Annotated in this window: 22 protein-coding genes and 1 tRNA gene; 18 read left to right on the top strand and 5 right to left on the bottom strand. The window is 68.6% G+C overall.

Going from position 1 to position 22,214, the window contains the following annotated elements; translation table 11 throughout:
- Positions 1-25: 25 nt before the first annotated feature.
- From coxB to B2515_RS15650, 5 genes are read left to right on the top strand one after another with little or no spacing between them, the layout of a single operon-like run.
- On the top strand, positions 26-991 hold the full coding sequence (gene coxB / locus B2515_RS15670) for a cytochrome c oxidase subunit II (protein WP_293877926.1): 966 nt from the start codon (positions 26-28) through the stop codon (positions 989-991).
- Positions 988-3,498: a cytochrome c oxidase subunit I gene (ctaD, locus tag B2515_RS15665; protein ID WP_293877924.1), complete on the top strand. Its 2,511-nt coding sequence runs from the start codon at positions 988-990 to the stop codon at positions 3,496-3,498. Before coxB ends, ctaD begins: the two co-directional genes overlap by 4 nt.
- A complete protein-coding gene (locus B2515_RS15660; protein WP_293877922.1) occupies positions 3,495-3,872 on the top strand; it encodes a hypothetical protein in 378 nt (125 codons plus the stop codon). The genes ctaD and B2515_RS15660 overlap by 4 nt, the downstream gene beginning before the upstream one ends.
- On the top strand, positions 3,869-4,450 hold the full coding sequence (locus B2515_RS15655; protein ID WP_293877920.1) for a cytochrome c oxidase assembly protein: 582 nt from the start codon (positions 3,869-3,871) through the stop codon (positions 4,448-4,450). Before B2515_RS15660 ends, B2515_RS15655 begins: the two co-directional genes overlap by 4 nt.
- The gene (locus B2515_RS15650) at positions 4,447-5,484 is read left to right on the top strand and encodes a c-type cytochrome (RefSeq protein WP_293877918.1); all 1,038 of its coding nucleotides are present in this window, start codon (positions 4,447-4,449) and stop codon (positions 5,482-5,484) included. Before B2515_RS15655 ends, B2515_RS15650 begins: the two co-directional genes overlap by 4 nt.
- A gap of 37 nt (positions 5,485-5,521) precedes the next feature.
- On the opposite strand, the gene B2515_RS15645 is transcribed toward B2515_RS15650, so the two are convergent.
- Positions 5,522-5,611 (bottom strand) — tRNA-Ser (locus B2515_RS15645).
- Between the two features lie 130 nt (positions 5,612-5,741).
- Here B2515_RS15645 and hspQ point away from each other — a divergent pair.
- The 4 genes from hspQ (at position 5,742) to B2515_RS15625 (ending at position 7,592) form a co-directional block, all read left to right on the top strand.
- The gene (gene hspQ, locus B2515_RS15640; protein WP_293877916.1) at positions 5,742-6,137 is read left to right on the top strand and encodes a heat shock protein HspQ; all 396 of its coding nucleotides are present in this window, start codon (positions 5,742-5,744) and stop codon (positions 6,135-6,137) included.
- A gap of 137 nt (positions 6,138-6,274) precedes the next feature.
- A complete protein-coding gene (rplU, locus tag B2515_RS15635) occupies positions 6,275-6,571 on the top strand; it encodes a 50S ribosomal protein L21 (RefSeq protein WP_017979337.1) in 297 nt (98 codons plus the stop codon).
- Between the two features lie 31 nt (positions 6,572-6,602).
- Positions 6,603-6,872: a 50S ribosomal protein L27 gene (gene rpmA / locus B2515_RS15630; RefSeq protein ID WP_037534549.1), complete on the top strand. Its 270-nt coding sequence runs from the start codon at positions 6,603-6,605 to the stop codon at positions 6,870-6,872.
- A gap of 171 nt (positions 6,873-7,043) precedes the next feature.
- Complete coding sequence (locus B2515_RS15625) at positions 7,044-7,592, top strand: GNAT family N-acetyltransferase (RefSeq protein ID WP_293877909.1); 549 nt, start codon at positions 7,044-7,046, stop codon at positions 7,590-7,592.
- Positions 7,593-7,794: 202 nt separating this feature from the next.
- Here the strand turns inward: B2515_RS15625 and B2515_RS15620 are convergent, their stop codons facing one another.
- Together B2515_RS15620 and B2515_RS15615 are read right to left on the bottom strand one after the other, a co-directional pair.
- Positions 7,795-8,439, bottom strand: coding sequence for a YoaK family protein (locus B2515_RS15620; protein ID WP_293877907.1), 645 nt, complete (start codon positions 8,437-8,439; stop codon positions 7,795-7,797).
- A gap of 50 nt (positions 8,440-8,489) precedes the next feature.
- Positions 8,490-9,341 carry a metal-dependent hydrolase gene (locus B2515_RS15615; protein WP_293877905.1) on the bottom strand — a complete coding sequence of 284 codons (852 nt, stop codon included), beginning with the start codon at positions 9,339-9,341 and terminating at the stop codon, positions 8,490-8,492.
- A 60-nt stretch (positions 9,342-9,401) separates the two neighbouring features.
- Between B2515_RS15615 and B2515_RS15610 the strand changes: the two genes are divergently transcribed.
- Entirely contained in the window at positions 9,402-10,010 is a 609-nt protein-coding gene (locus tag B2515_RS15610) for a TetR/AcrR family transcriptional regulator (RefSeq protein ID WP_293878490.1), read from the top strand.
- A gap of 379 nt (positions 10,011-10,389) precedes the next feature.
- Here B2515_RS15610 and B2515_RS15605 read toward each other — a convergent pair whose 3' ends face one another.
- Positions 10,390-11,400, bottom strand: coding sequence for a helix-turn-helix domain-containing protein (locus B2515_RS15605; protein ID WP_293877903.1), 1,011 nt, complete (start codon positions 11,398-11,400; stop codon positions 10,390-10,392).
- Between the two features lie 116 nt (positions 11,401-11,516).
- Here B2515_RS15605 and obgE point away from each other — a divergent pair, with 116 nt between their 5' ends.
- The 8 genes from obgE to lptG all read left to right on the top strand — a co-directional run bounded on the left by obgE (position 11,517) and on the right by lptG (position 20,851).
- A complete protein-coding gene (obgE, locus tag B2515_RS15600) occupies positions 11,517-12,563 on the top strand; it encodes a GTPase ObgE (RefSeq protein ID WP_293877901.1) in 1,047 nt (348 codons plus the stop codon).
- A 2-nt stretch (positions 12,564-12,565) separates the two neighbouring features.
- Positions 12,566-13,666 (top strand): glutamate 5-kinase, encoded by a 1,101-nt coding sequence (proB, locus tag B2515_RS15595; protein WP_293878488.1) that lies wholly within the window; start codon positions 12,566-12,568, stop codon positions 13,664-13,666.
- A gap of 358 nt (positions 13,667-14,024) precedes the next feature.
- Positions 14,025-14,924 (top strand): NAD-dependent epimerase/dehydratase family protein, encoded by a 900-nt coding sequence (locus B2515_RS15590; protein ID WP_293877899.1) that lies wholly within the window; start codon positions 14,025-14,027, stop codon positions 14,922-14,924.
- 43 nt (positions 14,925-14,967) lie between these two features.
- A complete protein-coding gene (locus B2515_RS15585; RefSeq protein ID WP_293877897.1) occupies positions 14,968-15,210 on the top strand; it encodes an acyl carrier protein in 243 nt (80 codons plus the stop codon).
- A gap of 1 nt (position 15,211) precedes the next feature.
- Entirely contained in the window at positions 15,212-16,474 is a 1,263-nt protein-coding gene (gene spt / locus B2515_RS15580) for a serine palmitoyltransferase (protein ID WP_293877895.1), read from the top strand.
- A 55-nt stretch (positions 16,475-16,529) separates the two neighbouring features.
- Positions 16,530-18,488 carry an ATP-binding protein gene (locus B2515_RS15575; protein ID WP_414711411.1) on the top strand — a complete coding sequence of 653 codons (1,959 nt, stop codon included), beginning with the start codon at positions 16,530-16,532 and terminating at the stop codon, positions 18,486-18,488.
- A gap of 78 nt (positions 18,489-18,566) precedes the next feature.
- Positions 18,567-19,763: an LPS export ABC transporter permease LptF gene (gene lptF, locus B2515_RS15570; protein ID WP_293877892.1), complete on the top strand. Its 1,197-nt coding sequence runs from the start codon at positions 18,567-18,569 to the stop codon at positions 19,761-19,763.
- The gene (lptG, locus tag B2515_RS15565; RefSeq protein ID WP_293877890.1) at positions 19,760-20,851 is read left to right on the top strand and encodes an LPS export ABC transporter permease LptG; all 1,092 of its coding nucleotides are present in this window, start codon (positions 19,760-19,762) and stop codon (positions 20,849-20,851) included. The genes lptF and lptG overlap by 4 nt, the downstream gene beginning before the upstream one ends.
- Before the next feature lie 252 nt (positions 20,852-21,103).
- Here lptG and B2515_RS15560 read toward each other — a convergent pair whose 3' ends face one another.
- Positions 21,104-22,198, bottom strand: a complete 1,095-nt coding sequence (locus tag B2515_RS15560) for a fatty acid desaturase family protein (RefSeq protein ID WP_294138235.1) — start codon at positions 22,196-22,198, stop codon at positions 21,104-21,106.
- Between the last annotated feature and the right edge of the window lie 16 nt (positions 22,199-22,214).

Genomic DNA, 22,214 nt, shown 5'->3' with positions numbered 1-22,214 from the left:
CCGGACCCGACGCGTTACGATGCGGATGAGGGGGCTCAGAACATCGTCGCTCGGCGGCGCAGCCATGCTGCTTGCCGGCTGCAACACGCATCAATCGACGCTCGCGCCGTTCGGCGCGGACGCGGCCGATATCCGCTATCTGTTCCTCGTCATGCTGTGCGGTGCGCTGGTGATCGCTATCGCCGTCGCGCTGCTGATGCGGCATGCGGTGCGTGCGCCCGAGGGCGAGCTGACGCATGCCGGCGGCATGCGGCTGGTGCTGTGGCTGGGCGGGATCGTGCCGACGGTCGTGCTGCTTGGCCTGCTCGTCTGGTCGCTCCCCTATATGAAGCCGCGACCGGTCGGCCCCGCCGACCTCACCATCGCGGTCGAGGGCGAACAATTCTGGTGGCGCGTCCTCTATCGCCCGGCGGGCGCCGCTCCGGTGGAAACCGCCAATGAGGTGCGCATCCCGGTTGGGCGCACCGTCGCCTTCCGCCTGAGCGCGGCGGACGTCGTTCACAGCTTCTGGATTCCCGGCCTCGGCGGCAAGATGGACATGATCCCCGGCCGCACCAACACGCTCGTGGTGCGCGCCGACAAGGCCGGGCGCTATCGCGGCCAGTGTGCCGAATTCTGCGGGCTGAGTCATGCGCTGATGGCGCTCGACGTCGTCGCGATGCCGCCCGCCGCCTTCGACGCCTGGCTTGCCGACCAGCGCCGGCTCGCCACCGCGACCGGCGAGGGCGCCGCGCTGTTCGCCGCCAACGGCTGCAACGCCTGCCACGCGATCCGCGGCACCGCCGCGACCGGGCGGATCGGTCCCGACCTCACCCATTTCGGCGCGCGACCGACGCTCGCCGCGGGCATCCTGCCGATGACCACCGCCAATGTCGCGGCCTTCATCCGCCATCCGCAGGCGACCAAACCCGGCGTGCGCATGCCCGCCTTCCCGCAACTGTCGCCAGGTGAGGCCACCGCCATCGCCCGCTATCTCCAGGGCCTGAAATGAGCCTCCACGCGCAAGACGATCCGCAGCTTCGCCGCGAGCAGGAAGCGCGCCTGCGCGAGGTGTGGAAGCCGCCCACGGGCTGGTTCTTCCGCTGGACCGACGTCAACAACAACCGGATCGGCGTCTGGTATACGCTGACCGCGTTCGGCTTCATGCTGTTCGCCGGCGTACTCGCACTCATCATGCGCACGCAGCTGGCGGTGCCGGACAACGATCTCGTTTCCGCGAACACCTTCAACCAGCTGTTCACGCTGCACGGCTCGATGATGATGTTCCTGTTCGCGGTGCCGATGTTCGAGGCGGTGTCGATCATCCTGCTGCCGCAGCTGCTGGGCGCACGCGACCTGCCCTTCCCGCGTCTGTCGGCGTTCGGTTACTGGAGCTTCCTGCTCGGCGGCGTCTTCGTCGGGGGATCGATCTTCTTCAACGCCGCGCCCGATGGCGGCTGGTTCATGTACCCGCCGCTGACGACCCGCACCGACCTGTCGGGGCTTGGCGCCGATATCTGGATGCTGGGCCTCAGCTTCATCGAGGTATCGTCGGTCGCCGCCGCGGTCGAGCTGATCGTCGGCGTTTTCAAGTGCCGCCCGCCGGGCATGCGGCTCAACCTGATGCCGCTCTACGCCTGGTACATCCTCGTCGTCGCAGTGATGATCCTGTTCGCCTTCCCCCCCCTGATCGCCGGCGACCTGCTGTTCGAGATGGAGCGGCTGCTCGGCTGGCCGTTCTTCGACGCGGCGAAGGGCGGCGATCCCCTGCTGTGGCAGCACCTCTTCTGGATCTTCGGCCACCCGGAAGTCTATATCGTCTTTCTCCCCTCGATCGCGCTATTCGCGATGCTGATCCCGACGTTCGCCCAACGACATCTGCTCGGCTATCCGTGGATCGTGCTAGCCGCGGTCGGCACCGCCTTCCTGTCGTTCGGCCTGTGGGTGCACCACATGTTCGCGACCGGGCTGCCCAAGATCAGCCTCGCCTTCTTCTCGGCCGCATCCGAAGCCGTCGCGATCCCGACCGGCGTACAGATCTTCGCCTTCATCGCGACGCTCTGGGCGGGCAAGGTCAAATGGTCGACGCCGCTGCTCTACGCCTCGGGCAGCCTCGCGATCTTCGTCATCGGCGGCCTGACCGGCGTAATGGTCGCGATCGCGCCGTTCGACTGGCAGGCGCACGACACCTACTTTATCGTCGCCCACCTGCATTACGTGCTGATCGGCGGCACGTTGCTGCCGCTGTTCGGCGGCCTCTATTATTACTGGCCGCTCATCACCGGCAAGAAGCTGAGCGACCGGCTCGGCCGCATCGCCTTCTGGATCATGTTCGTCGGCGTGAACCTGACCTTCTTCCCGATGCATCTGTCGGGGCTGGAGGGGATGCCGCGCCGCGTCTTCACCTATCCCGCCGATCTCAACATCGGCTGGCTCAACCTCGCCTCGACCGCAGGGTCCTATCTGTTCGCCGCCGGCGTGCTGGTGCTGGTGGTCGACCTCGCACTGTCGCCGACGCGGAAGAAGGCGGTCCGCAACCCGTGGAACGCCGGCACGCTCGAATGGCTCGCGCATCCGGACGACGAGGACTGGGGCATCCGCTCGGTGCCGCTGATCGAGAGCCGCTACCCGATCTGGGACCAGCCCGGTTTCGTCGCCAAGGTCGACGAGGGCCGTTTCTTCCTGCCCGATGCCGAGGAAGGCCGCCGCGAGACGATCATCACCTCCGTCCTCGATGCGAAGCCGGTGTCGGTGATCCGGCTCGGCACCCCCAGCGTCAAGCCGATGATGACCGCGGTCGCGCTCGGCGGGGTGTTCATCCTGACCACCTACCACCTCTACCTGCTGTCCGCGCTCAGCGGCGTGGTGACGCTCGCCTGCGTGCTCTGGTGGCTGTGGGACACGGCCGAGATCCCGGAGAAGCCCGAAAAGCCGATCGGCCATGGTATGCATATGCCGCTCTATATTTCCGGTCCCGCAGCGCCGGGCTGGTGGGCGATGTTCATCACGATGATGGCGGACGCCACCGCCTTCTCGGGCCTCGTCTTCGGCTATTATTTCTACTGGACGATCCATCCCGATTTCGGCGCCGGCTTCGACGGACCGGGCACCTATTGGCCGATCGTCGCGCTGCTGCTGTCGCTCGCCAGCTGGGCCGCGACGCTCGCCGCGCGGGAAGTCCACGCCCGCGGCGCGGTGCCGCCGGCGCGCGCGCTGCTGATCGCCGGTGCGGTCGCCGCACTCGCCAGCCTCGCCGTCGGGCTGCGCTGCCTCGACGGGCTCGATCCAAAGGCGAACGTCTATCCGGCGATCGTCTGGGTACTGGTGATCTGGACCGTAGTCCACGCGGCGGTCGGCGCGATCATGCAGCTCTACACGCTCGCACGCAGCTTGGCCGGCCGCATGGACCCCGCGCATGACGCCGACCTGCGCAACATTACCGTCTACCAGCATTTCTTCGCGCTGACGGCGCTGGTCGCCTATCTGACCATCGGCCTGTTCCCGGAGGCGGGACTGTGAGGCGCTGGCTGCGCCGCGCACGCGATCTGCGCGTCACGCTGTGGACGTTGATCGTGCCGCCGACGACGTGGGCGGTGCATTTCCTCTTCTCCTATCTGTGGGCGGCGGTGTCCTGCGCGAAACTGGGCAGCTGGGCGCGCTTTCCCACCGCCTTCGCGATCGGGACGGTGGCGGCGCTGCTCATCATCGTCGCGGCGGGGCTGATCGCGTGGCAGCAGGCGCGCACCCCCGGTGCACCCGCCCCGCACGACGAGGGCACCGAGATCGACCGTCTGCGCTTCCTCGCCTATTCGACATTATTACTGTCAGGGCTGAGCTTCATCGCGGTGCTGTTCACCGCCGCGCCGGTCATCGTGCTGAGCGACTGCCGGTGAAACCGCCGACGCTCGTCGCCGGCCTCGCGCTGCTGCCGATCGGCTGGACGCTCAGCCGCTACGGCATGTCGGGCCATATGGCGGCGCATATGATCGCGGTCGCGATCGCCGCGCCGCTGATTGCAATCGGCGTGCAAGGCGGCCGGTTCGATCCGGCCATGCGCTGGCCGCGACTCGCCACCCCCCTGCCCGCCGCGATGATCGAGGCGGTGATCGTCTGGGGCTGGCATGTGCCGGCACTGCGCAACCTCGCCGCGCATCATCCGCTGGCGCTGGTCGTCGAACAGGCCAGCTTCCTCGCCGCCGGACTGCTGCTCTGGTCCGCCGTCCTCGCCCCGCGCCACCGCGCCGCCGGCGTCGGCGCCCTGCTCGTCACCTCGATGCACATGACCCTGCTCGGCGCGCTGATCGGCCTCGCCCCCCGGCCGCTGTACATGCACCATGGTGCCGACGCGCTCACCGACCAGCAGGTCGCGGGCGTCGTCATGCTGCTGGTCGGCGGCATAGCCTATCTCGTCGGCGGGCTCGCGATGCTCGGCCGCCTGCTCCAGACCCGCCCGGAGGCACCCGCCGCATGACGATCCGCATCACCTGGGCGCGCGCCATCGCCACGCTGGTCGGGCTCGGCGCGGCGGGCCTGCTGTTTGCCTGGTCGGGACTGTTCAACATCGCCGCCTCCAGCGGTCATTGGCCGATCACCGACTGGTTCCTGCATTGGACGATGCGCAATTCGGTGCGCACCCATGCCGCCTTCACCAGCCCCGACGATCCCGCCGACGCGACCGGTCTGGTTAGCGCCGCGGGCCATTTCGCCAATGCCTGCGCCGTCTGCCATGGCGCGCCCGGGGTAAAGCCTGCGCCGGTCATGCAATCCGCCACCCCGCCCGCGCCCGACCTCGCGATCAACGCGCGCGAATGGAGCGACAAACAGCTGTTCTGGATCCTCCAGCACGGCGTCAAATATACCGGTATGCCCGCCTGGGCGGTGCAGGACCGTCCCGATGAGGTACGCCGCATGGTCGCCTTCGTCCGCCGCCTGCCCGGCGTGACGCCGGCGCAATACGAGGCGCTGGTGAACGAGGCGAATCCGGGCGACGACCTTGCCAGCTGCACCGGCTGCCACGGGGCCGACGGCAAGGGCCGCGGCGCCCCCGACATCCCCGTGCTTGGCGGCCAGGATCCCGCCTATCTGCTCGCCGCATTGAAGGGTTATGCCGACGGCACACGCTCCAGCGCCGTGATGCAGCAGGTCGCGATGCGCATGACGCCCGCCGCCATGACCGACGCCGCGCGCCGCTTCGCCGCGATGCCGGGCCTCGGCGCGGCGCCCGCCGGCAGCGCCGCGGCCGCGCGGATCGTGACGCAGGGTATCGCCCGCATCCAACTGCCCGCCTGCGCCAGCTGCCACGCGCCGGGCAAGCCGTATCCCGTGATCGCCGGCCAGCGCGCCGACTTTATCGCGCAGCGCCTGCGCCACTGGCAGGGCGACGACACGATCGTCGACGCGCGCAAGAGCGCCGCAACGATGCCCGTCATCGCGCGCCGCATCCCCAAGGAGATGATCGATCCGGTCGCGCGCTATCTGGCAGGGCAAACGACCGCGACGCGTTGAGGCGTGTCGCGTCGGATCTACCGATCAATAAGGAAACTGGCGGAGAGGGAGGGATTCGAACCCTCGGTGCCCGCAAAGGCACGCCGCATTTCGAGTGCGGTACAATCGACCACTCTGCCACCTCTCCGCAGAAGACGTTTCCAGAGGTCCGCTAGGGGTCTGGTCGGTCGGTCGAGGGCGCGCCTCTAACGGGTTCGTTTTCAGGAGGCAAGCACCCTTGCGCTTGTGCAGCGCAGAAAGACCACTAAATTGCCCGCATGCCCCGCCACGATCCTATCGGCACGTCCTCCGGCGCCTCGTCGCCCAATATCGGGCTCGACGCGCCCGCGATCGCGCATGCGCGATTCTCGATCGGCGAGGTCGTGCGCCATCGCCTGTTCGATTTCCGCGGGGTGATCTTCGACGTCGATCCGGTCTTCGCCAACACCGACGAATGGTATGAGGCGATTCCGGAGGCGGTGCGGCCCGACAAGGACCAGCCCTTCTACCACCTGCTCGCCGAGAATATGGAATCGAGCTACGTCGCCTATGTCAGCCAGCAGAATCTGGTGCCGGACGAAAGCGACGAACCGATCGATCATCCGGCGATTCCCGGGCTGTTCAACGATTTTGCCGACGGGCGTTACGCCCTGCGCCGCGAGCATCGCCACTAGCCCGGTCGAAATCCGCCGCCATCGCAGATTCACCGCGGCGGGAGGTTGACAGGCTGGCGGCTTTTCCTTAGCTGCCACCCCTCATCCCGCCGGGGTATACCCGAGCGGGCGCAGTTTTTTGGGAAGTGACTAGAGCCATGTTCGCAGTCGTGCGCACGGGCGGCAAGCAGTATCGCGTCGCCGCCGGAGACAAAATCGTCGTCGAGAAGCTGGACGGCGAAGCCGGCGCATCGATCACGCTGGGTGACGTCCTGCTCGCGGGCGAAGGCTCCGAGCTAAAGAGCGTCGAGGGCCTGACCGTCGCCGCCGAGATCGTCGCACAGGCGAAGGGCGAGAAGGTCATCGTCTTCAAGAAGCGTCGCCGTCACAATTACCGCCGCAAGAACGGTCATCGCCAGAACCACACGATCCTCAAGATCGTTTCGGTCGGCTGAGCCCAGCGCAGCGAACAGGAGTTAGAGCAGCATGGCACATAAGAAAGCAGGCGGTTCGTCGCGCAACGGTCGTGATTCGGCCGGCCGTCGTCTCGGCGTGAAGAAGTTCGGCGGTCAGGAAGCGATCGCGGGCAACATCCTCGTGCGTCAGCGCGGCACCAAATTCTATCCGGGCGCCAACGTCGGCATCGGCAAGGATCACACCTTGTTCGCGCTCGTCGACGGCCGCGTGGCGTTCCACGAGGGCAAGCTCGGCCGTAAATTCTGCTCGGTGCAGATTATGGCGGAAGCCGCCGAATAATCGGGTAACCAGACGGGTTGCCCACCAGGGTGACCCGGGTTCCTCGGCAGCGAGGGACCAGCCAACAAGGGAGACGGGTCCGCCCCGGCTCCCTTTTTTCTTGCTCCCCAACCCTTTGTCCCTGCCGCGTCACAGGCGCGTGGCAGCGGCGTGGCCAAGGAGAGAGCAAGAATGTTCGCCAGAACCAACAGATTGACGCTGCGGCCCGCGTGGCCGGAGGACGCGCCGGCTCTGGCGCAGGCCATCGGCCACGAAGCGGTCACCCGCATGCTGATGCGCGTTCCCTTCCCTTATGGCGTCGCCGATGCCGAGGCGTTTGCCGCGCGGCCCCGGGCGGCACATGAACCGCGTTTTCTGATCCTGTCGCATCAGGCGGTGGAACCGGCACTTGTCGGCGGAATAGCGTTGACCGATCACGGTGGCGCGAGTGGCGTCGAACTCAGTTACTGGCTGACGCCATCCGCCTGGGGACGCGGCTATGCGACCGAGGCGGGGCGTGCGGTGGTCGACATGGCGCGGCACGCATTGCCGCTGCGCCGCCTGTCCGCCTGGCATTTCGCCGACAATCCGGCATCGGGCGCGGTCCTGCACAAGCTCGGATTCCGCGCGACGGGCCAGACCGTGATGCGCGAATCATTGGCACGCCGCGAGGCGGCACCGGCGGTCAGTTACGACCTCGACCTCGACGACCAACGTGAACCGATGCCGATCGCCGCGTGACCGGAACGCGGCGATCGGGCTCGTGCGGGCACGCGGCGCAGGGACGATCGCGTTCATTCAGAGGACGCGGACGTGTATCGAGCTGGATGGGCCTCGGCCCTGACGTCTCGACGGGTGAGAGGCATGGCCGTGGCAGCAGCAGGCGCATCACCGTTGCGCCTCTGCGCGAACGTGATTTCTTGCCGATGTAGCGCGTAAAGACCTAGCGCCGCTCCGCCGGCCCTAGCAGCGCCGCGTACAACGCGAGCAACGCTGCGCCGCCGGCCGCCGCGCTGATCGCCGCTGTGCCGACGTGCGGGTAGACGGTCGCGCCGACGATCGCGCCCGCGACGAGGCCGCCCCACAGGAGCAGATAGGGCAGCCACGCCCAGCGCGGTCCGCCGAGCATGGCCATCGCCAGCCGTTGGGCGAACTTGACCAGCGCGCCGGTCATATAGGTCACGCCGACGCTCACCTCGCCGTCATGCTGGAACAAGGTATTCGCCATCCCCATCGCCGCGGCGAGCAGGGCGGTGGTGACGCCGACGGGCACGCGTGCATCGACCGCCGCCGCACCGGCGAGCAGGATAGCGACCCCGATCATCGCCGCGGGCTTGCGCCATACGCCCGCCATCGCGGAGACGATCGTGCCGGCCACCACTCCGCCGACGAAGGCCCCGATCAGTCCTGCGGCGATCCCGGCCACCGGCCCTGCCGTCGCCAGCCCGACCGCGAACCGCGTGGAATTGCCGCTCATGAACGAGACGAACAATCCTCCGACCTTGAGGAATCCGATCGCATCGACATAGCCGGCGAGGCCAGCCGTCGCCGCACCCAGTATCCAGAAGCGCTTCGTATATCGGGTCATGCTCCGACCTTAGCGCCTTTGCCGCGGTCGGTTGAAGCCCGACGCCGCGATCAGGCGGCGCGGGGTAGCACCGCCGCCTCGTAATCGCTCTCCGCGAGGCCGATCAGCCCGCGGTCGTCATGCTTCCACGGATGGAAGCCGGGCAGGAAATAGGCCGCCCAGACGCCCGCGACCTTGCGCGCCATGCCGGGGTTGCCGAACGCATACCAGAACAGCCGCGCCCATACCTTCGGCCCCGTCAGCCCGTCCTGCCGCAGCAGTTCGAGCATCCCGCGCGTCCGCCCGCCGAAGAACCGCCATGTCGTCACCAGCATCACGAGCGACTTGATGCGCCAGCGCGCGAACCGCGACCAGCCCGTCGTCGCGTGCAGCCAGGTGTCATAGGCGACGCCCTTGTGCTCGATCTCCTCGGCGGCATGCCACAGCCACAGGGCCTTGGCCTGTTCCTCGCCGCCACGTAGATGGCGGGGATCGGCGATCAACTGGTGCGCGAGCATCGCGGTAAAATGTTCGAGCGCGGTGGTCGCCGCCAGGCTCGCGATCGGCGGCCGGTCCCGGGTCAGCGCCAGCGCGGCGTCGACGTCACGGTCGAGCAGGCCTACGTCATAGCCCTGATCCGTGACGTGCCGGTTGAACGCGACATGTTCGCGGGTGTGCATCACCTCCTGCTTGATGAAGGCGTTGATCTCCGCGGTCAGCCGCGGCGGCGTGCCCTCGCGAAACTTGCGGACGCTGTCGACGAAATAGCCCTCGCCCTTGGGGAAGGTCACCGACAAGGCGTTGTAAAAGGCGGTCGCGATCGGGTCGTCGTTCAGCCACCAGCGGCCCATGCGGACGCCGCGACCGAAGCGGCGGTCGCGCGGCGTGATGACCAGATCGTGCGGGGTGGTTGCTTTCGCCATGGAATCCTCCGAACACAGGGCTACGCTACTTACTGACACCATTGTAAATAGGCCCCTGCCCTGTCCGCTGCAACCCCTACCGCCCCTCCCCGCCGCCGCCTGTCTCCGGGCGAAAGCCGCGACGCCGCGCTGACGGCCGCGCAGCAATTGCTCATCGAAAGCGGTCCGCAGGCGGTGACGCTGAAGGCCGTGGGTGCGCGAATCGGCCGGACGCACGCCAACCTGCTCCACCATTTCGGTTCGGCGGAGGGACTGCAGCGCGCGCTGATCGCCCGCATGGCGACCTATATCACCTCGACCATCCGCGACGCCGTGCTGAGCAATCGCGATGGCGAACCCGATCCACGCCGGATCGTCGACCTCGTCTTCGATGCGTTCGACAGCGGGGGTGCGGGCGCGCTGGCGAGCTGGATGATCCTGTCCGGCAATCGCGACGCACTCGATCCCATCCTGTCGGCGGTGCACGATCTGGTCGACGAACTCGCAGTTGGGATGCAGCCGGCGGAACGGCCGATCCAGGACGAAACGCTGCACCTCGTCCTGCTCGCTCTCGGCGACACCCTGCTCGGCGCACCGATGGCCCGGGCGCTCGACCTGCCGCGCAGCAAGGCGCGCGATCTCGCCGTCGCGATGCTGACCGGCGGTTCGGACGACGCAGGATGCGGCTGAACCAGCGACAATAGCCGCTGGCACCAGAGCAATGGCGCCGCCCCTCCTTTCGCCCTCGCCGCTGCGCTATGGACGCGGCTCGAGAACAGGGGTCGTTTCACCGTACAGACGGTGGCCGGGTCGGTCTAAAGCGTTGCGCGGTGCCGCGTCTGGTCGGACGGGTCGCGGGATCGCGCGCTGTCGACCGACGCCGGGACGCAACGGGGATGCCCCTCGATCGAACCGGACGCGACGTCAGCGCAGCCTGACGCGGATCGGGAGGGGATGTTCGGACCGGCGGGTGCTCCAGGCGCCCGCCCGAAGGGGCCGTCGGCCGGTGTTCGCGATGGGGGTCGCGGGATTGGCCGGCGGCTTTCTCGCGCCGTCCGCCATGGGCCCGTTACGGCCGCCCGCCGCCGTGCAGCGCGCGATAGTCGCCCGGCGTCACGCCATAGACCTCGCGAAACGCCCGCCCGAGATAGGCCGCGTCGCAGAAACCCCATCGTTCGGCGAGTGCCGCGATCGTCTCGCGATCCCCGTCGCCGCGCAACGTCTCGGCGACGCGGGCAAGCCGGCGCGCACGGATATAGGCCTGGACGCCACCCTCGGCCTGCAACAGGCGATAGAGCGTCGACCGCGACACGCCGAGCATCCGGCTCAGCCGCGCGGTGTTGAGCGAGGGCGATCCGAGATGCCGCTCGATCGAATCGCACAATTGGTGGCGCAGGCCGCGTTCGTGCTGCCCGGCATCGGCGGGCACACTGCCCAGGCTCGCGGTCACCGCGACCGTGAACAGGTCGAGAATGGTCTGCGCCAGTAGCGGCCCGCTGCTCGCGGGAAGCTGCCCGGCGTGATGGCGAATCATCGTCAGGTGCGACGCCAGCAGCGCGGCGTGCTGCGGTGCGATGACATGGCCGTGCAGGCTGCGGACCGACGGCAGCATCCGTTCCGCCACCGCCCGGGGCAGGACGAAGCCCGACGTGACCGACGCGTCCGACGTATGGCGGCCGACCTGCGCCATGTCGGCGAGCACGATTGATCCGGCCGGGGCGACGACGGTCCGCCCCTCCATCTCACCCACGGCGCCGCCGCGATGGCGGATGTTGACGACAAGGTCGTCGCAATCGTCCGCGACGATATTGGCCCGGTCGCGAATCCAGTCCTGTGCGGTAAAACGCGCATGGCCGATCACCAGCGGACCCAGGTCGAGCGCATCGATCGTGGCGGCGAACGGTTCGTGCGGGTCCGTGTCGAACCGCCGCCGGTAGCCACCGACGTCGGAATCACGCCAGCAGCTGTAGCGCTGCGATTCGGGCAGCAGATCGCTCTCGAACAACCGCCCCCATGCCAGGGGCGGCTGCGATCCCGACTGCGGCCCCGCGGGCACCATGGATTCGGGCGCGTACTTCACCAATATCCCCATAACGTTGCCGCACATATGGTCCAGCGGCCTTGTCGTCGCGCCGCCGGCAGCGGCGCACCGCCGCCGGGGGTGGCCGTTCCCGCCCATCGCGCTAAAGAGGCGCCATGCATTTTCTCGATCAGGCCAAGATTTTCGTCCGCTCCGGCGGGGGCGGCCCCGGCGCCGTCAGCTTCCGCCGCGAAAAGTTCATCGAATATGGCGGCCCAGACGGCGGCAACGGCGGCAAGGGCGGCGACATCATCTTCGAGGCGGTGGCGGGCCTCAACACGCTGATCGACTTCCGCTACACCCAGCATTTCCGGGCGCCGCGCGGATCGGGCGGCTCGGGCAGCAACCGCACCGGCGGCGGCGGCGATGACTTGCTCATCAAGGTGCCGGTCGGCACGCAGGTCCTGTCCGAGGACAAGGAAGAGGTGCTGCTCGACTTCACCAAGGTCGGCCAGCGCGAGGTGTTCCTGCGCGGCGGCGACGGCGGCCGCGGCAATGCCAGCTACAAGACCTCGACCAACCGTACGCCGCGCCAGCACGGCACCGGCTGGCCCTATGAGGAGGCATGGGTGTGGCTGCGGCTCAAGCTGCTTGCCGACGCCGGCCTCGTCGGCCTGCCCAATGCCGGCAAGTCGACCTTCATCAACGCGGTCACCAACGCGCAGGCGAAGGTGGGCGCCTATGCCTTCACCACCACCCGCCCGCAGCTGGGCGTAGTGCGCCACCGGCAGCGCGAATTCGTTGTCGCCGACATCCCCGGCCTGATCGAGGGCGCCGCGGACGGCGCCGGCATCGGCGACCGCTTCCTGGGGCATATCGAACGCTGCCGCGTGCTGCTGCATCTGGTCGACGCCAATGACGACGACGTCGGCGAAAGCTATCGCATCGTCCGCGAGGAGCTGGCCGCCTATGGCGGCGGGCTGATCGACAAGCCGCACGTCGTTGCGCTTAACAAGATCGACATGCTCGACGACGAGCTGATCGAGGCGCTGTCGGCGGAGCTGGCGGACGAAAGCGGTACGGACGTGATCCCGCTGTCCGGTGCGGCCGGCACCGGCGTCGACTGGGTGCTCGACCGGCTGCTCGAGGCGATCGGGCCGGGCCCGGAAGCCGTCCCCGCGAACGATGAGGGCGAGGACGAGCTGACCTGGTCACCCGTGTGACGATGCTGTTCCCGCCCGCCACCTGCCCGCGCCTGATCGTCAAGGTCGGCTCGGCGCTGCTCGTCGCGCCCGACGGCGCGGTGCGGCGGGCGTGGCTGGCGACGCTGGTGGCGGATATCGCCGCGCGGGTTGCGGCGGGGCAGCAGGTCGCGATCGTCTCGTCGGGCGCGATCGCGCTGGGCGCGCGGCGGCTCGGCCTTGCCAAGGGCGGACGCGCCAGCCTGGAGGATGCGCAGGCCGCCGCCGCGACCGGCCAGATCGCGCTCAGCCAGACCTGGGCCGAACTGCTCGGCACGCACGGCATCACCGCCGCGCAGATGCTGGTGACGCTCGACGACCTCGAGGACCGGCGGCGCTATCTCAACGCGGCGGCGACGCTCAACCGGCTGCTCGGGCTGGGTGTGGTGCCGGTCATCAACGAGAACGACAGCGTCGCGACCGAGGAAATCCGCTTCGGCGACAACGACCGGCTCGCCGCGCGCGTCGCGCAGGCGGCCGGCGCGCAGGGCGTGACGCTGCTGTCCGACGTCGACGGGCTGTACGACGCCAACCCGCACACCCATCCGGCGGCGCGGCATATCGCGACGGTCGAGCGGATCGACGCGGTGGCGGGGATGGCGGATGCCGGATCAGCATCCGGCATGGGGTCGGGCGGGATGGTGTCGAAGATCGCCGCGGCGCGGATCGCGACCGGCGCCGGCGCGAATCTGGCGATCGCGAGCGGGCGGCTCGACCATCCGCTGTCCGGCGAGCAACGCCATACGATGTTCGTGGCGGAACGCGCAGCACCGGCGCGCAAGGCGTGGCTGGCGGGCGGGCTGACTGCAAAGGGCGCGATCCACGTCGATGCCGGCGCGGCGCGGGCGCTGGCGGCGGGCAGCAGCCTGCTTGCAGCCGGCGCGACGCGAATCGAGGGCGGGTTCGCGCGCGGCGATCTCGTGACGATCGCGGGGCCGGACGGCCTGCTCGCGCGCGGCTTGTCCGAATATGATGCCGGCGAAGCCGTGCGACTGATCGGCACCCGGTCGGACGAGCAGGCGGCGATCCTCGGCTATGCACCGCGCGCGGCGCTGGTGCATCGCAACCATCTGGCGCTGGTGTGATGACGTCGGGGGTTTCGGTTCCCCGGCGACGGCCAGGGCCTGATTCGGGTGCCGTCGCGGCTCTATTAACCAAGGTTTCCCACCTGGCCCCCGCCCTTCGCCGGGGAACTGCAGGCCGGGAGGTGCGGCGACGCGGCCGCGTGGCCGTTCGCCTTGCAGCCGGGCGAGCGGGCGATGCTCGCTGGCTACGCGCCGTGCGGGGCGCGGGTGTTACGCTGGCAACGGCAATCAAGAGGCCGTCATCCCCGCGCAGGCGGGGATCCAGACTGGCTGGCCTTACGGTTCGGGCACTGACGTTTGCGATCCCCGTTCCCCGCCGGCGCGCGGACAACGGTAATGCCCGGGCGACCGGACGGGCATGACCATACTCGCCATCACCGGCGCGACCGGTTTCGTCGGCGGCGCGCTCGTCGCGCGGGCGCTGGCCGCGGGACACCAGGTCCGCGCCCTCACCCGCCGCGCGCAGCCGCCGCGCGATGGCGTGACGTGGATCGAGGGTGCGCTCGATCGCCCCGACAGCCTCGCACGGCTTGCCACCGGCGCCGATGCGATCGTCCATGTCGCCGGAGTCGTGAACGCCCGCGACCGCGCCGGTTTCGCCACGGGCAACATCGATGGCACGCGCGCCATGCTCGCCGCCGCCGTGCAGGCGGGCGTCGACCGCTTCGTCCATGTCTCGTCGCTTTCCGCGCGCGAACCACAATTGTCCAATTACGGCTGGTCGAAGGCGGCGGCGGAGGCCCTGGTCGAGCACAGCGGGCTCGACTGGACGATCGTCCGCCCGAGCGGCGTCTACGGCCCCGGCGACATGGACATGCGCGATATCTTTCGCGTCGCGCGCTACGGACTGGCGCTGATGCCGCCGCCGGGCAAGGTCGGACTGGTCCATGTCGACGATCTGGCGCGACTGCTGCTGATCCTCGCGGACAACGCAGCCGACCGTGCGACCTACGAGGTCGACGACGGGCTAGCGTGGAGCCACCGCGCCTTCCATCGGGCGATCGGCGCGGCGGTCGGCCGGCGCGTGCTGGCCATCCACCTGCCCCGCGCGCTGCTCGCGGCCGGCGCGCGCATCGACCGGCGGCTGCGCGGCGACGGCGCGCGGCTGACGCAGGACCGGGTGTCCTATCTGGTCCACCCCGACTGGGCCGCCGATCCCGCCCGCCGTCCGCCGCCCGCCTTATGGGTCCCGGCGATCCCGCTAGCGGAGGGGCTGGCCGCAACCGCGCGATGGTATCGCGCCAACGGGCTGCTATAGCGCCGCAACCCTGCCGTATTTGGCCGTCAGACGGATAAGCATCATGACCGACCGCACCCAGATCCTCGACACCATCAAGGCGCAGATCGAACCCTTCAACAAGAAGGGCGTCGCGCTGACCGAAACCACCACCTTCCAGGGCGACCTCGAATGGGACAGCCTGACCGTGATGGACTTCGTCGCGGCGATCGAGGACGAATTCGAGATCATCATCACGATGAACATGCAGGCCGAGATCGAGAATATCGGCCAGCTGACCGACGCCGTCGAGAAACTGAAGGGCTGACATGACCGAGACCGGACTGCAGGCCGAGGCGCTTCCCGTCGATCCCCCGGCGATCGCGCCCGAACGCGACCTGATGAGCAAGTTCGACGCGCTGATCGCCGAACGCCAGGCGCTGATCGACACCGGCGTCACCGATCCGTTCGCGATCGTGATGGATCAGGTGAAGTCCCCGACCGAGGCGGTGATCGCCGGTCGCGACACGATCCTGCTCGGCACCTACAATTACATGGGCATGACCTTCGACCCCGACGTGATCGCCGCCGGTCATGCCGCGCTCGACCAGTTCGGCTCCGGCACCAACGGCAGCCGCATGCTCAACGGCACCTTCCGCGACCATATGGACGCCGAGGCGGCACTGCGCGAATTCTATGGCACGACCGGCGCGATCGTTTTCTCGACCGGCTATATGGCCAACCTCGGCATGATCTCGACGCTGGCCGGCAAGGGCGAGTACGTCATCCTCGATGCCGACAGCCATGCGTCGATCTACGACGGCTGCCAGCAGGGCAATGCCGAGATCGTCCGCTTCCGCCACAACAGCGTCGAGGACCTCGACAAGCGGCTCGGTCGCCTGCCCAAGGAGCCGGCCAAGCTGGTCGTGCTGGAGGGCGTCTATTCGATGCTCGGCGATATCGCGCCGCTCAGGGAGATGGTCGCGGTCGCCAAGAAGCACGGCGCGATGGTGCTGAGCGACGAGGCGCATTCGATGGGCTTCTATGGCCCCAACGGCCGCGGCGTGTACGAGGCACAGGGACTGGAGGCGGACGTCGATTTCGTCGTCGGCACCTTCTCCAAATCGGTCGGCACGGTCGGCGGTTTCTGCGTGTCGAACCATCCGAAGTTCGAGGCGATCCGCCTCGCCTGCCGCCCGTACATCTTCACCGCCAGCCTGCCGCCGTCGGTGGTCGCCACCGCCGCCGCGTCGATCCGCAAGCTGAAGACCGCGCATGCCAAGCGCGCGCAACTGTGGGCGAACGCGCGCCAGTTGCACGGCGGGCTCAAGGCGATGGGGTTCCGACTCGGCACCGAGGCGCCCGACAGCGCGATCGTCGCGGTGATCCTTGACGACCAGCAACAGGCGGTCGCGATGTGGCAGGGGCTGCTGGAGGCGGGCGTCTACGTCAACATGGCGCGCCCGCCCGCGACGCCGGCCGGCACCTTTCTGCTGCGCTGCTCGCTGTGCGCGGAGCATAGCAGCGCGCAGCTCGATACGGTGCTCGCGCATTTCCGCGCTGCGGGACAGGCCGTGGGCGCGATCGGCTGACGCTTCCCGCAGGCGCTTTCCAGGCGTAGCGAAACGCGTTAGCATCGCTGCCGTGATGCGGGATGACGCCGAGACGGTCCCGGGGGGGGCCCCGGGAGGCGACGCGGCCTGGCGGATGATTACGCTGGTCGTGATGGGTCTGCTCGGCGCGGTGGTGCTGGTCGCGCTCATCCTGACGCTGGGCGAGGCGAACCGCCAACGCGACCGCGCGCTGCAGGCACAGGCGCACAGCTACGACGTGATGATCCTCGCGCGCACCGTGTCGGGGACGATCGCGCGGTCTGAGGCGTCGCTGGGCCGCTACGTCATCAGCGGCAAGGGTCAGCAGGCGCTCGGCCAGATCTATTTCGACCAATGGCGGCTGGCGGGCACGCAGCTCGGCCGGCTGGAACGGCTGACGCGCGCGACAGGCGAGCAGAGCGCGCGCGTCGCCCAGTTGCGCAACGCCTATATGCGGCGCGGCGAGGAGCTGTCGCTGACCGCGCTCAGCACCACCTATGGCAAGAACAGCCAGGCGCTGGCGCGCTATTATGCATCGCGCTCGTCGCCGACGCTCACCGCGATCGACCGGACGCTGGACGAGATCATCTCGGGCGAACGCGCCTTGCTCGATGCGCGCACCGCGGACGCGATGCGCACCGTCGACCGGTCGAGCCGGATCGCCGGCGTGCTCGCGATCTTCGGCGTGCTGATCGTGCTGGGCGCTCTGGTGCTCGGCTGGTTCACGCTGCAGGCGGTCGGCGAACGCGCCCTCGCCCGTGCCGAGGCCGATGCCGAACGCGAGCGCGCCGAGGAACTGTCCGCCGCGGTGACGCAGGCGACCGACGAACTGCGCGTCCAGGAAGCCAAGCTGCGGCAGGTGCAGAAGATGGAGGCGGTCGGCCAGCTGACCGGCGGCATCGCGCATGATTTCAACAACATGCTGGCAGTAGTTCTGGGCGGACTCGAACTTGCCAAACGGTCGGTCGCGGTCGATCCCGCGGCGGTGACGCGGCATCTGGACAATGCCACCGACGGCGCCAACCGCGCCGCCGCGCTCACCCGCCGCCTGCTCGCCTTCAGCCGCGAGGAATCCTTGAAACCCGAAGCGATCGCGGCCGCACAGCTGGTATCGGGCATGTCCGAGTTGCTCGACCGGACGCTGGGCGATGCGATCACCGTCGTCACCCGCGACGATGCGCGCGGCTGGCAGGTGCGGGCGGACCGCGTCCAGCTCGAGAATGCGGTGCTCAACCTCGCCGTCAACGCCCGCGACGCGATGAACGGCCGCGGCCGGCTGGTGATCGCGACCGGCACCGCGACGCTGGCCGAGCATCAGGTCGACCAATGCTCCGCGGGCGAATATGTCACGCTGGCGGTAGCCGACGACGGCGCCGGCATGACCCCCGACGTGGTCGAGCGCGTCTACGAACCCTTCTTCACCACCAAGGAAGCGGGCAAGGGCACCGGGCTGGGGCTCAGCCAAATCTTCGCGCTCGTCCGCCAGTTGCTGGGTGCGATCACGATCGACACCGCCCCCGGTCGGGGCACGACGGTGACGCTCTACCTGCCGCGCGACACCGCGGCCGACGGCACCGGCCGCACCGCCGTGGTCGATATCGCGCCGCCGGAGCCAGCCGCCGCGGGGCTGCGCGTACTCGTCGTCGAGGACGATCCGCGGGTGCTGACCGCGACGCTGGGCGCGCTGGAGGAGCTGGGCCATCACGGCATCGGCTGCGACGCGCCGGAGAGGGCGGCCGGCCTGCTCGCCGCGCATGACGACATCGACCTCATCATCTCCGACGTGCTGATGCCGGGGCAGACCGGGCCGGAGATGATCGCCAGCCTCGGCCCGCAATATCCGCATATCGCGGTGCTGTTCGTCACCGGCTTTGCCGGCGAGGCGAATGCGAGCGAGTTCGGCGCGCACCAGCTGCTGCGCAAGCCGTTCACGCTCGTCGGACTTGAGCGCGCGATCGGCCGCGCGATGGCCGAGGACCGACCCGCACCGCCGCAGCAGATCGCAGCGGAATAGCACGGCTTTTCTAGCTGACGCCCGCCCGCCCTGCGCCTATACCGGTCGCTTCTTATCCCGGCCCGAGCCCCTTCCCGCATGACATCCCTCGACCGCTACATGGCCCGGCTGATCGCGCTGCCGTTGTTTTCGACGCTGACGATCGCCGCCATGCTGCTGGTGCTCGACCGTATCCGGCGACTGTTCGACTTCGTCGCGACCGAAGGCGGCCCGATCAGCGTCGTGTGGCGGATGCTCGCCAACCTGCTGCCCGAATATCTCGGCCTCGGCATCCCGATCGGGCTGCTGCTCGGCATCCTGCTGGCGTTCCGCCGGCTCGCCGCCAATTCCGAACTCGACGTGCTGCGCGCGGTCGGGGTCAGCTATACCCGGATGCTGCGCGTCCCCTTCATGTACGCGCTCATCCTCGCCGCGCTCAACATCGCGATCGTCGGCTTCGTCCAGCCGCAGGCGCGCTATTATTACGAGCAGCTGCGCTTCGAATTGCGCACCGGCGCGCTGGGCGCGTCGATCAAGGTCGGCGAATTCACCCATTTCGGCGACCGCATGACGTTGCGCATCGAGCAGAGCCACGACAAGGGCCGCAAGCTCGACGGCATCTTCGTTTATTATAACGACAAGGGCACGAGCTATTCGGTCACCGCGCAATCGGGCCAGTTCCTCGCGACCGATGATCCTAACACGATCATCTTTCGCCTGACCAAGGGCACGCTGGTCCACAAGGCGCCCAATTTCGCGGTGCCGCGGGTGCTGACCTTTACCAGCCACGATCTGCCGATCCCGCTGCCGCGCTATGAAAATTTCCGGTCGCGCGGCGGCCGCAACCTCGAATTCACCCTGCCCGAGCTGGCCAGGCTGGGCCGCGCTTCGCCCAGCGAGGAACAGCGCGACAGCAGCCGGTCGGAATTTCATTTCCGCCTGGTCGAGGTGGCGACGATGTTCCTGCTGCCCTTGCTCGCGATCGCACTGGGCGTGCCGCCGAAGCGGTCCAATTCCGGCTTCGGCGTGTTCCTCGCGATCGTGATGATCGTCGCCTATCACAAGGTGAACGAATATGCCGCGTCGATCGGCGAACTCGGGCGGATCGATCCGCTGATCGCCCTCTGGGTCCCGTTCTGCATCTTTGCCGGGATCATCCTCTGGATGTACTATCAGATCGCCTATGTCCCCGGCGGCCAGCCGATCGGCGCGCTCGAGCGCGCCTTCTCGAAGGTCGCCAAGCTGCTGACCCGTTACCTGCCCGGCCGCGGCCGCAAGAAGGGGGCTGCGGCATGACCAGCTTCTTCCCGTCGCGCACCGTCGCGATCTACATGGGCCGGATGTTCCTGGTGCGCACGTTCGGCCTGCTCGCCGCGCTGCTGCTGATCCTCCAGACGCTCGACCTGCTCAGCGAATCGGGTGCGATCCTCGCGCATCCGGGCAACACCCAGTCGCAGGTATGGGAATATGTCGGACTGCGCGCGCCGCAGATCGTCGCCTTCCTCCTCCCCTTCTCCGTGCTGCTCGGCACGATCCTGACGCTCATCACGATGAACCAGAACAGCGAGGTCATCGCATTGAAGGCGGCCGGGCTGTCGGCGCATCAGGTGCTCGCGCCGCTGCTGGTCGCCAGCCTCGGTGTCGCCGCCGTCAGCTTCGTCTTCAACGAACGGATCGTCACCCGCGCCACCGCGACGCTCGATCAATGGAAGGACGTCGACTACGGCCCGCTGCCGATCGACCGCGGCGAGCGGACCAACGTTTGGGTACGCGACGGCGACGACCTGATCGCGGTGCAGCAGGTGCGCGGGCGCGGCGAGCAGACCCGGCTCGGCACCGTCACCGTCTACGACCGGACCGGTGGCGAGCTGGTAGCGATCATCCGCGCGCCGCAGGGCCGCCATGCCGGCGACGGCTGGGCGATCGGCCCCGCCACCCGCTTCGACGTCGCGACCGGCCGGCTCTCCAGCCTCGGCACGGTCAAGGTCGCGCCGGGGGTGCGACCCGACCAGTTTACGCTCGGCAAGGTCAATCCCGAGGGGCTCGACTTCACCGCGCTGGCGGCGGCGATCGGCGACCTGCGCGACGCGGGCCGGCCGACCAAGTCGCTCGAGGGCACCTTGTGGCACAAATTCTCGGGGCCGCTGTCGGCGGTGCTGATGCCGTTGCTCGGCGCGGTCGCGGCGTTCGGCATCGCCCGATCGGGGCAACTGTTCGTGCGCGCCGTGATCGGCATGGCGCTGGGCTTCGCCTATTTCGTCGCGGACAATTTTGCGCTGGCGATGGGCAATCTGGGTGCCTACCCGCCGTTCCTCGCCGCCTGGGCGCCATTCCTGCTGTTCCTGCTGATCGGCGAGGCGGTGCTGATCCGGACCGAGGAATAGGGCCCGCGCGCTTCGTCGGTGCGGGCAACATGGACACATGAACGCCTGAGCGGAAACTATTCCCGCCTATCGTTTCCGCGTCTCCGCCAAGGAGGACGACAGGCCCCTGGTCAGCGTGGAAAAGCCAGCCGTCGGCAGGTTCAGAGCGAACGGAAGGCCGGGTTCGTCCAACGTCGCCCGCCCCCTACCTGTGAGACAGGGGTAGCCCCTGTTAAACCGATCGGCGACCGACAGGCCGCGCCGATCCGGATGTCAGCGGGCGACCAAGGTGCTCCGTACGATCTTGTTCACCAGCCCGGGCAGGCCGGCATAGCTCGCCTTGTGATAGGGCGAGGCCTGATCGAGCGCCGCGGTGAGGCGGCGGTGCGCCTCGCCCAATGCGTGATAGGGCAGGCTCGGCAGCAGATGGTGCAGCGCGTGATAGCGCAGCCCGACCGGCGCCCATAGTGCGGGCAGCAGCGACGGCGGCGGCACGTTGACCGAATCGAGATATTGCGCGGTGACCGACATCGCCTCGCCGTCATTCTCCCACAGATGCGCGACGAGCGTGCGCACCTGATTGACCACGGCGACCGCCGAACCGACGCCTAGGGCGATCAGCACGCTGCGCAGCGGAAACACACCGGTCGCGGTCAGCCCGACGACCGCGATCGCCCACAGGCTCGCGGCGGCCTCGACGCGGTTCCACATCGTGCGCGCCGCCCCCTCGGGCGCACGGCGCCGGAACGACGGGTTGATCGCCAGCGCCGAATAGCGCTCCATCACGATCGTGCGCAGCTTCGGCGATAGCAGCGACAGCGGCGACAGGATCGCATAGCGGATCAGCAATCCGACCGGCGCCAGCGCGGAGATGACGACGAACGCCGGCAGCGTCCAAGGCTTCATCAGCGCGAGCGGCAGATATTCGGGGTCTTCCGACGTGCCATAGCGCGTCTTGGCGTGGTGGAGGTTGTGCACCCCTTCGTACATGAAGCTCGGCACCAGCATCGGCACGCCGACCAGCACGTTCCACAGGCCGCGGAAGCGCGGCAGCGCGCTGTGCTTCATATGGCTGACTTCGTGGATGAAGCTCAGCGCGCGGTACAGCGCGAGCGCCGACACGAGCGCGGCGAGCACCACCCAGCCCGTCCCCTGCACCGTCACCGCCACCGCGAGCGCGCCGTAACCGACCAGTGCCGAGGCGATCAGGTCGGCCCAGTAGATGCCGGGACGCGGCGCGATCAGGTCGCGGGTCAGTTCGGCGGCCGTGCGCAGCATCGCCTTGTCGTCGGCGATGCGCTGGCGCGGCGCGCGTGCCTGCGCATCCGCCGCAGCGGTCGCGCGCGATAGGGTCAGCGAGTGTTCCATGGCCTGTTCCATTGCC

It is taken from the genome of Sphingomonas sp. UBA978 (assembly GCF_002292295.1).
In the GTDB taxonomy this organism is placed as follows: Bacteria; Pseudomonadota; Alphaproteobacteria; order Sphingomonadales; family Sphingomonadaceae; genus Sphingomonas.
Note: the sequence above shows the minus strand (reverse complement) of the source record. Positions and strands in the feature narration are given on the sequence as shown.

Coding starts and splice junctions, on each gene's coding strand:
- coxB (WP_293877926.1), top strand. CDS start 26: ATGAGGGGGCTCAGAACATCGTCGCTCGGCGGCGCAGCCATGCTGCTT.
- rpmA (WP_037534549.1), top strand. CDS start 6,603: ATGGCACATAAGAAAGCAGGCGGTTCGTCGCGCAACGGTCGTGATTCG.
- hspQ (WP_293877916.1), top strand. CDS start 5,742: ATGCCCCGCCACGATCCTATCGGCACGTCCTCCGGCGCCTCGTCGCCC.
- B2515_RS15650 (WP_293877918.1), top strand. CDS start 4,447: ATGACGATCCGCATCACCTGGGCGCGCGCCATCGCCACGCTGGTCGGG.
- B2515_RS15575 (WP_414711411.1), top strand. CDS start 16,530: ATGCGGGATGACGCCGAGACGGTCCCGGGGGGGGCCCCGGGAGGCGAC.
- B2515_RS15615 (WP_293877905.1), bottom strand. CDS start 9,341: ATGGCGAAAGCAACCACCCCGCACGATCTGGTCATCACGCCGCGCGAC.
- obgE (WP_293877901.1), top strand. CDS start 11,517: ATGCATTTTCTCGATCAGGCCAAGATTTTCGTCCGCTCCGGCGGGGGC.
- lptG (WP_293877890.1), top strand. CDS start 19,760: ATGACCAGCTTCTTCCCGTCGCGCACCGTCGCGATCTACATGGGCCGG.
- B2515_RS15620 (WP_293877907.1), bottom strand. CDS start 8,439: ATGACCCGATATACGAAGCGCTTCTGGATACTGGGTGCGGCGACGGCT.
- rplU (WP_017979337.1), top strand. CDS start 6,275: ATGTTCGCAGTCGTGCGCACGGGCGGCAAGCAGTATCGCGTCGCCGCC.
- ctaD (WP_293877924.1), top strand. CDS start 988: ATGAGCCTCCACGCGCAAGACGATCCGCAGCTTCGCCGCGAGCAGGAA.
- spt (WP_293877895.1), top strand. CDS start 15,212: ATGACCGAGACCGGACTGCAGGCCGAGGCGCTTCCCGTCGATCCCCCG.
- lptF (WP_293877892.1), top strand. CDS start 18,567: ATGACATCCCTCGACCGCTACATGGCCCGGCTGATCGCGCTGCCGTTG.
- B2515_RS15560 (WP_294138235.1), bottom strand. CDS start 22,198: ATGGAACACTCGCTGACCCTATCGCGCGCGACCGCTGCGGCGGATGCG.
- B2515_RS15585 (WP_293877897.1), top strand. CDS start 14,968: ATGACCGACCGCACCCAGATCCTCGACACCATCAAGGCGCAGATCGAA.
- B2515_RS15590 (WP_293877899.1), top strand. CDS start 14,025: ATGACCATACTCGCCATCACCGGCGCGACCGGTTTCGTCGGCGGCGCG.
- B2515_RS15625 (WP_293877909.1), top strand. CDS start 7,044: ATGTTCGCCAGAACCAACAGATTGACGCTGCGGCCCGCGTGGCCGGAG.
- proB (WP_293878488.1), top strand. CDS start 12,566: ATGCTGTTCCCGCCCGCCACCTGCCCGCGCCTGATCGTCAAGGTCGGC.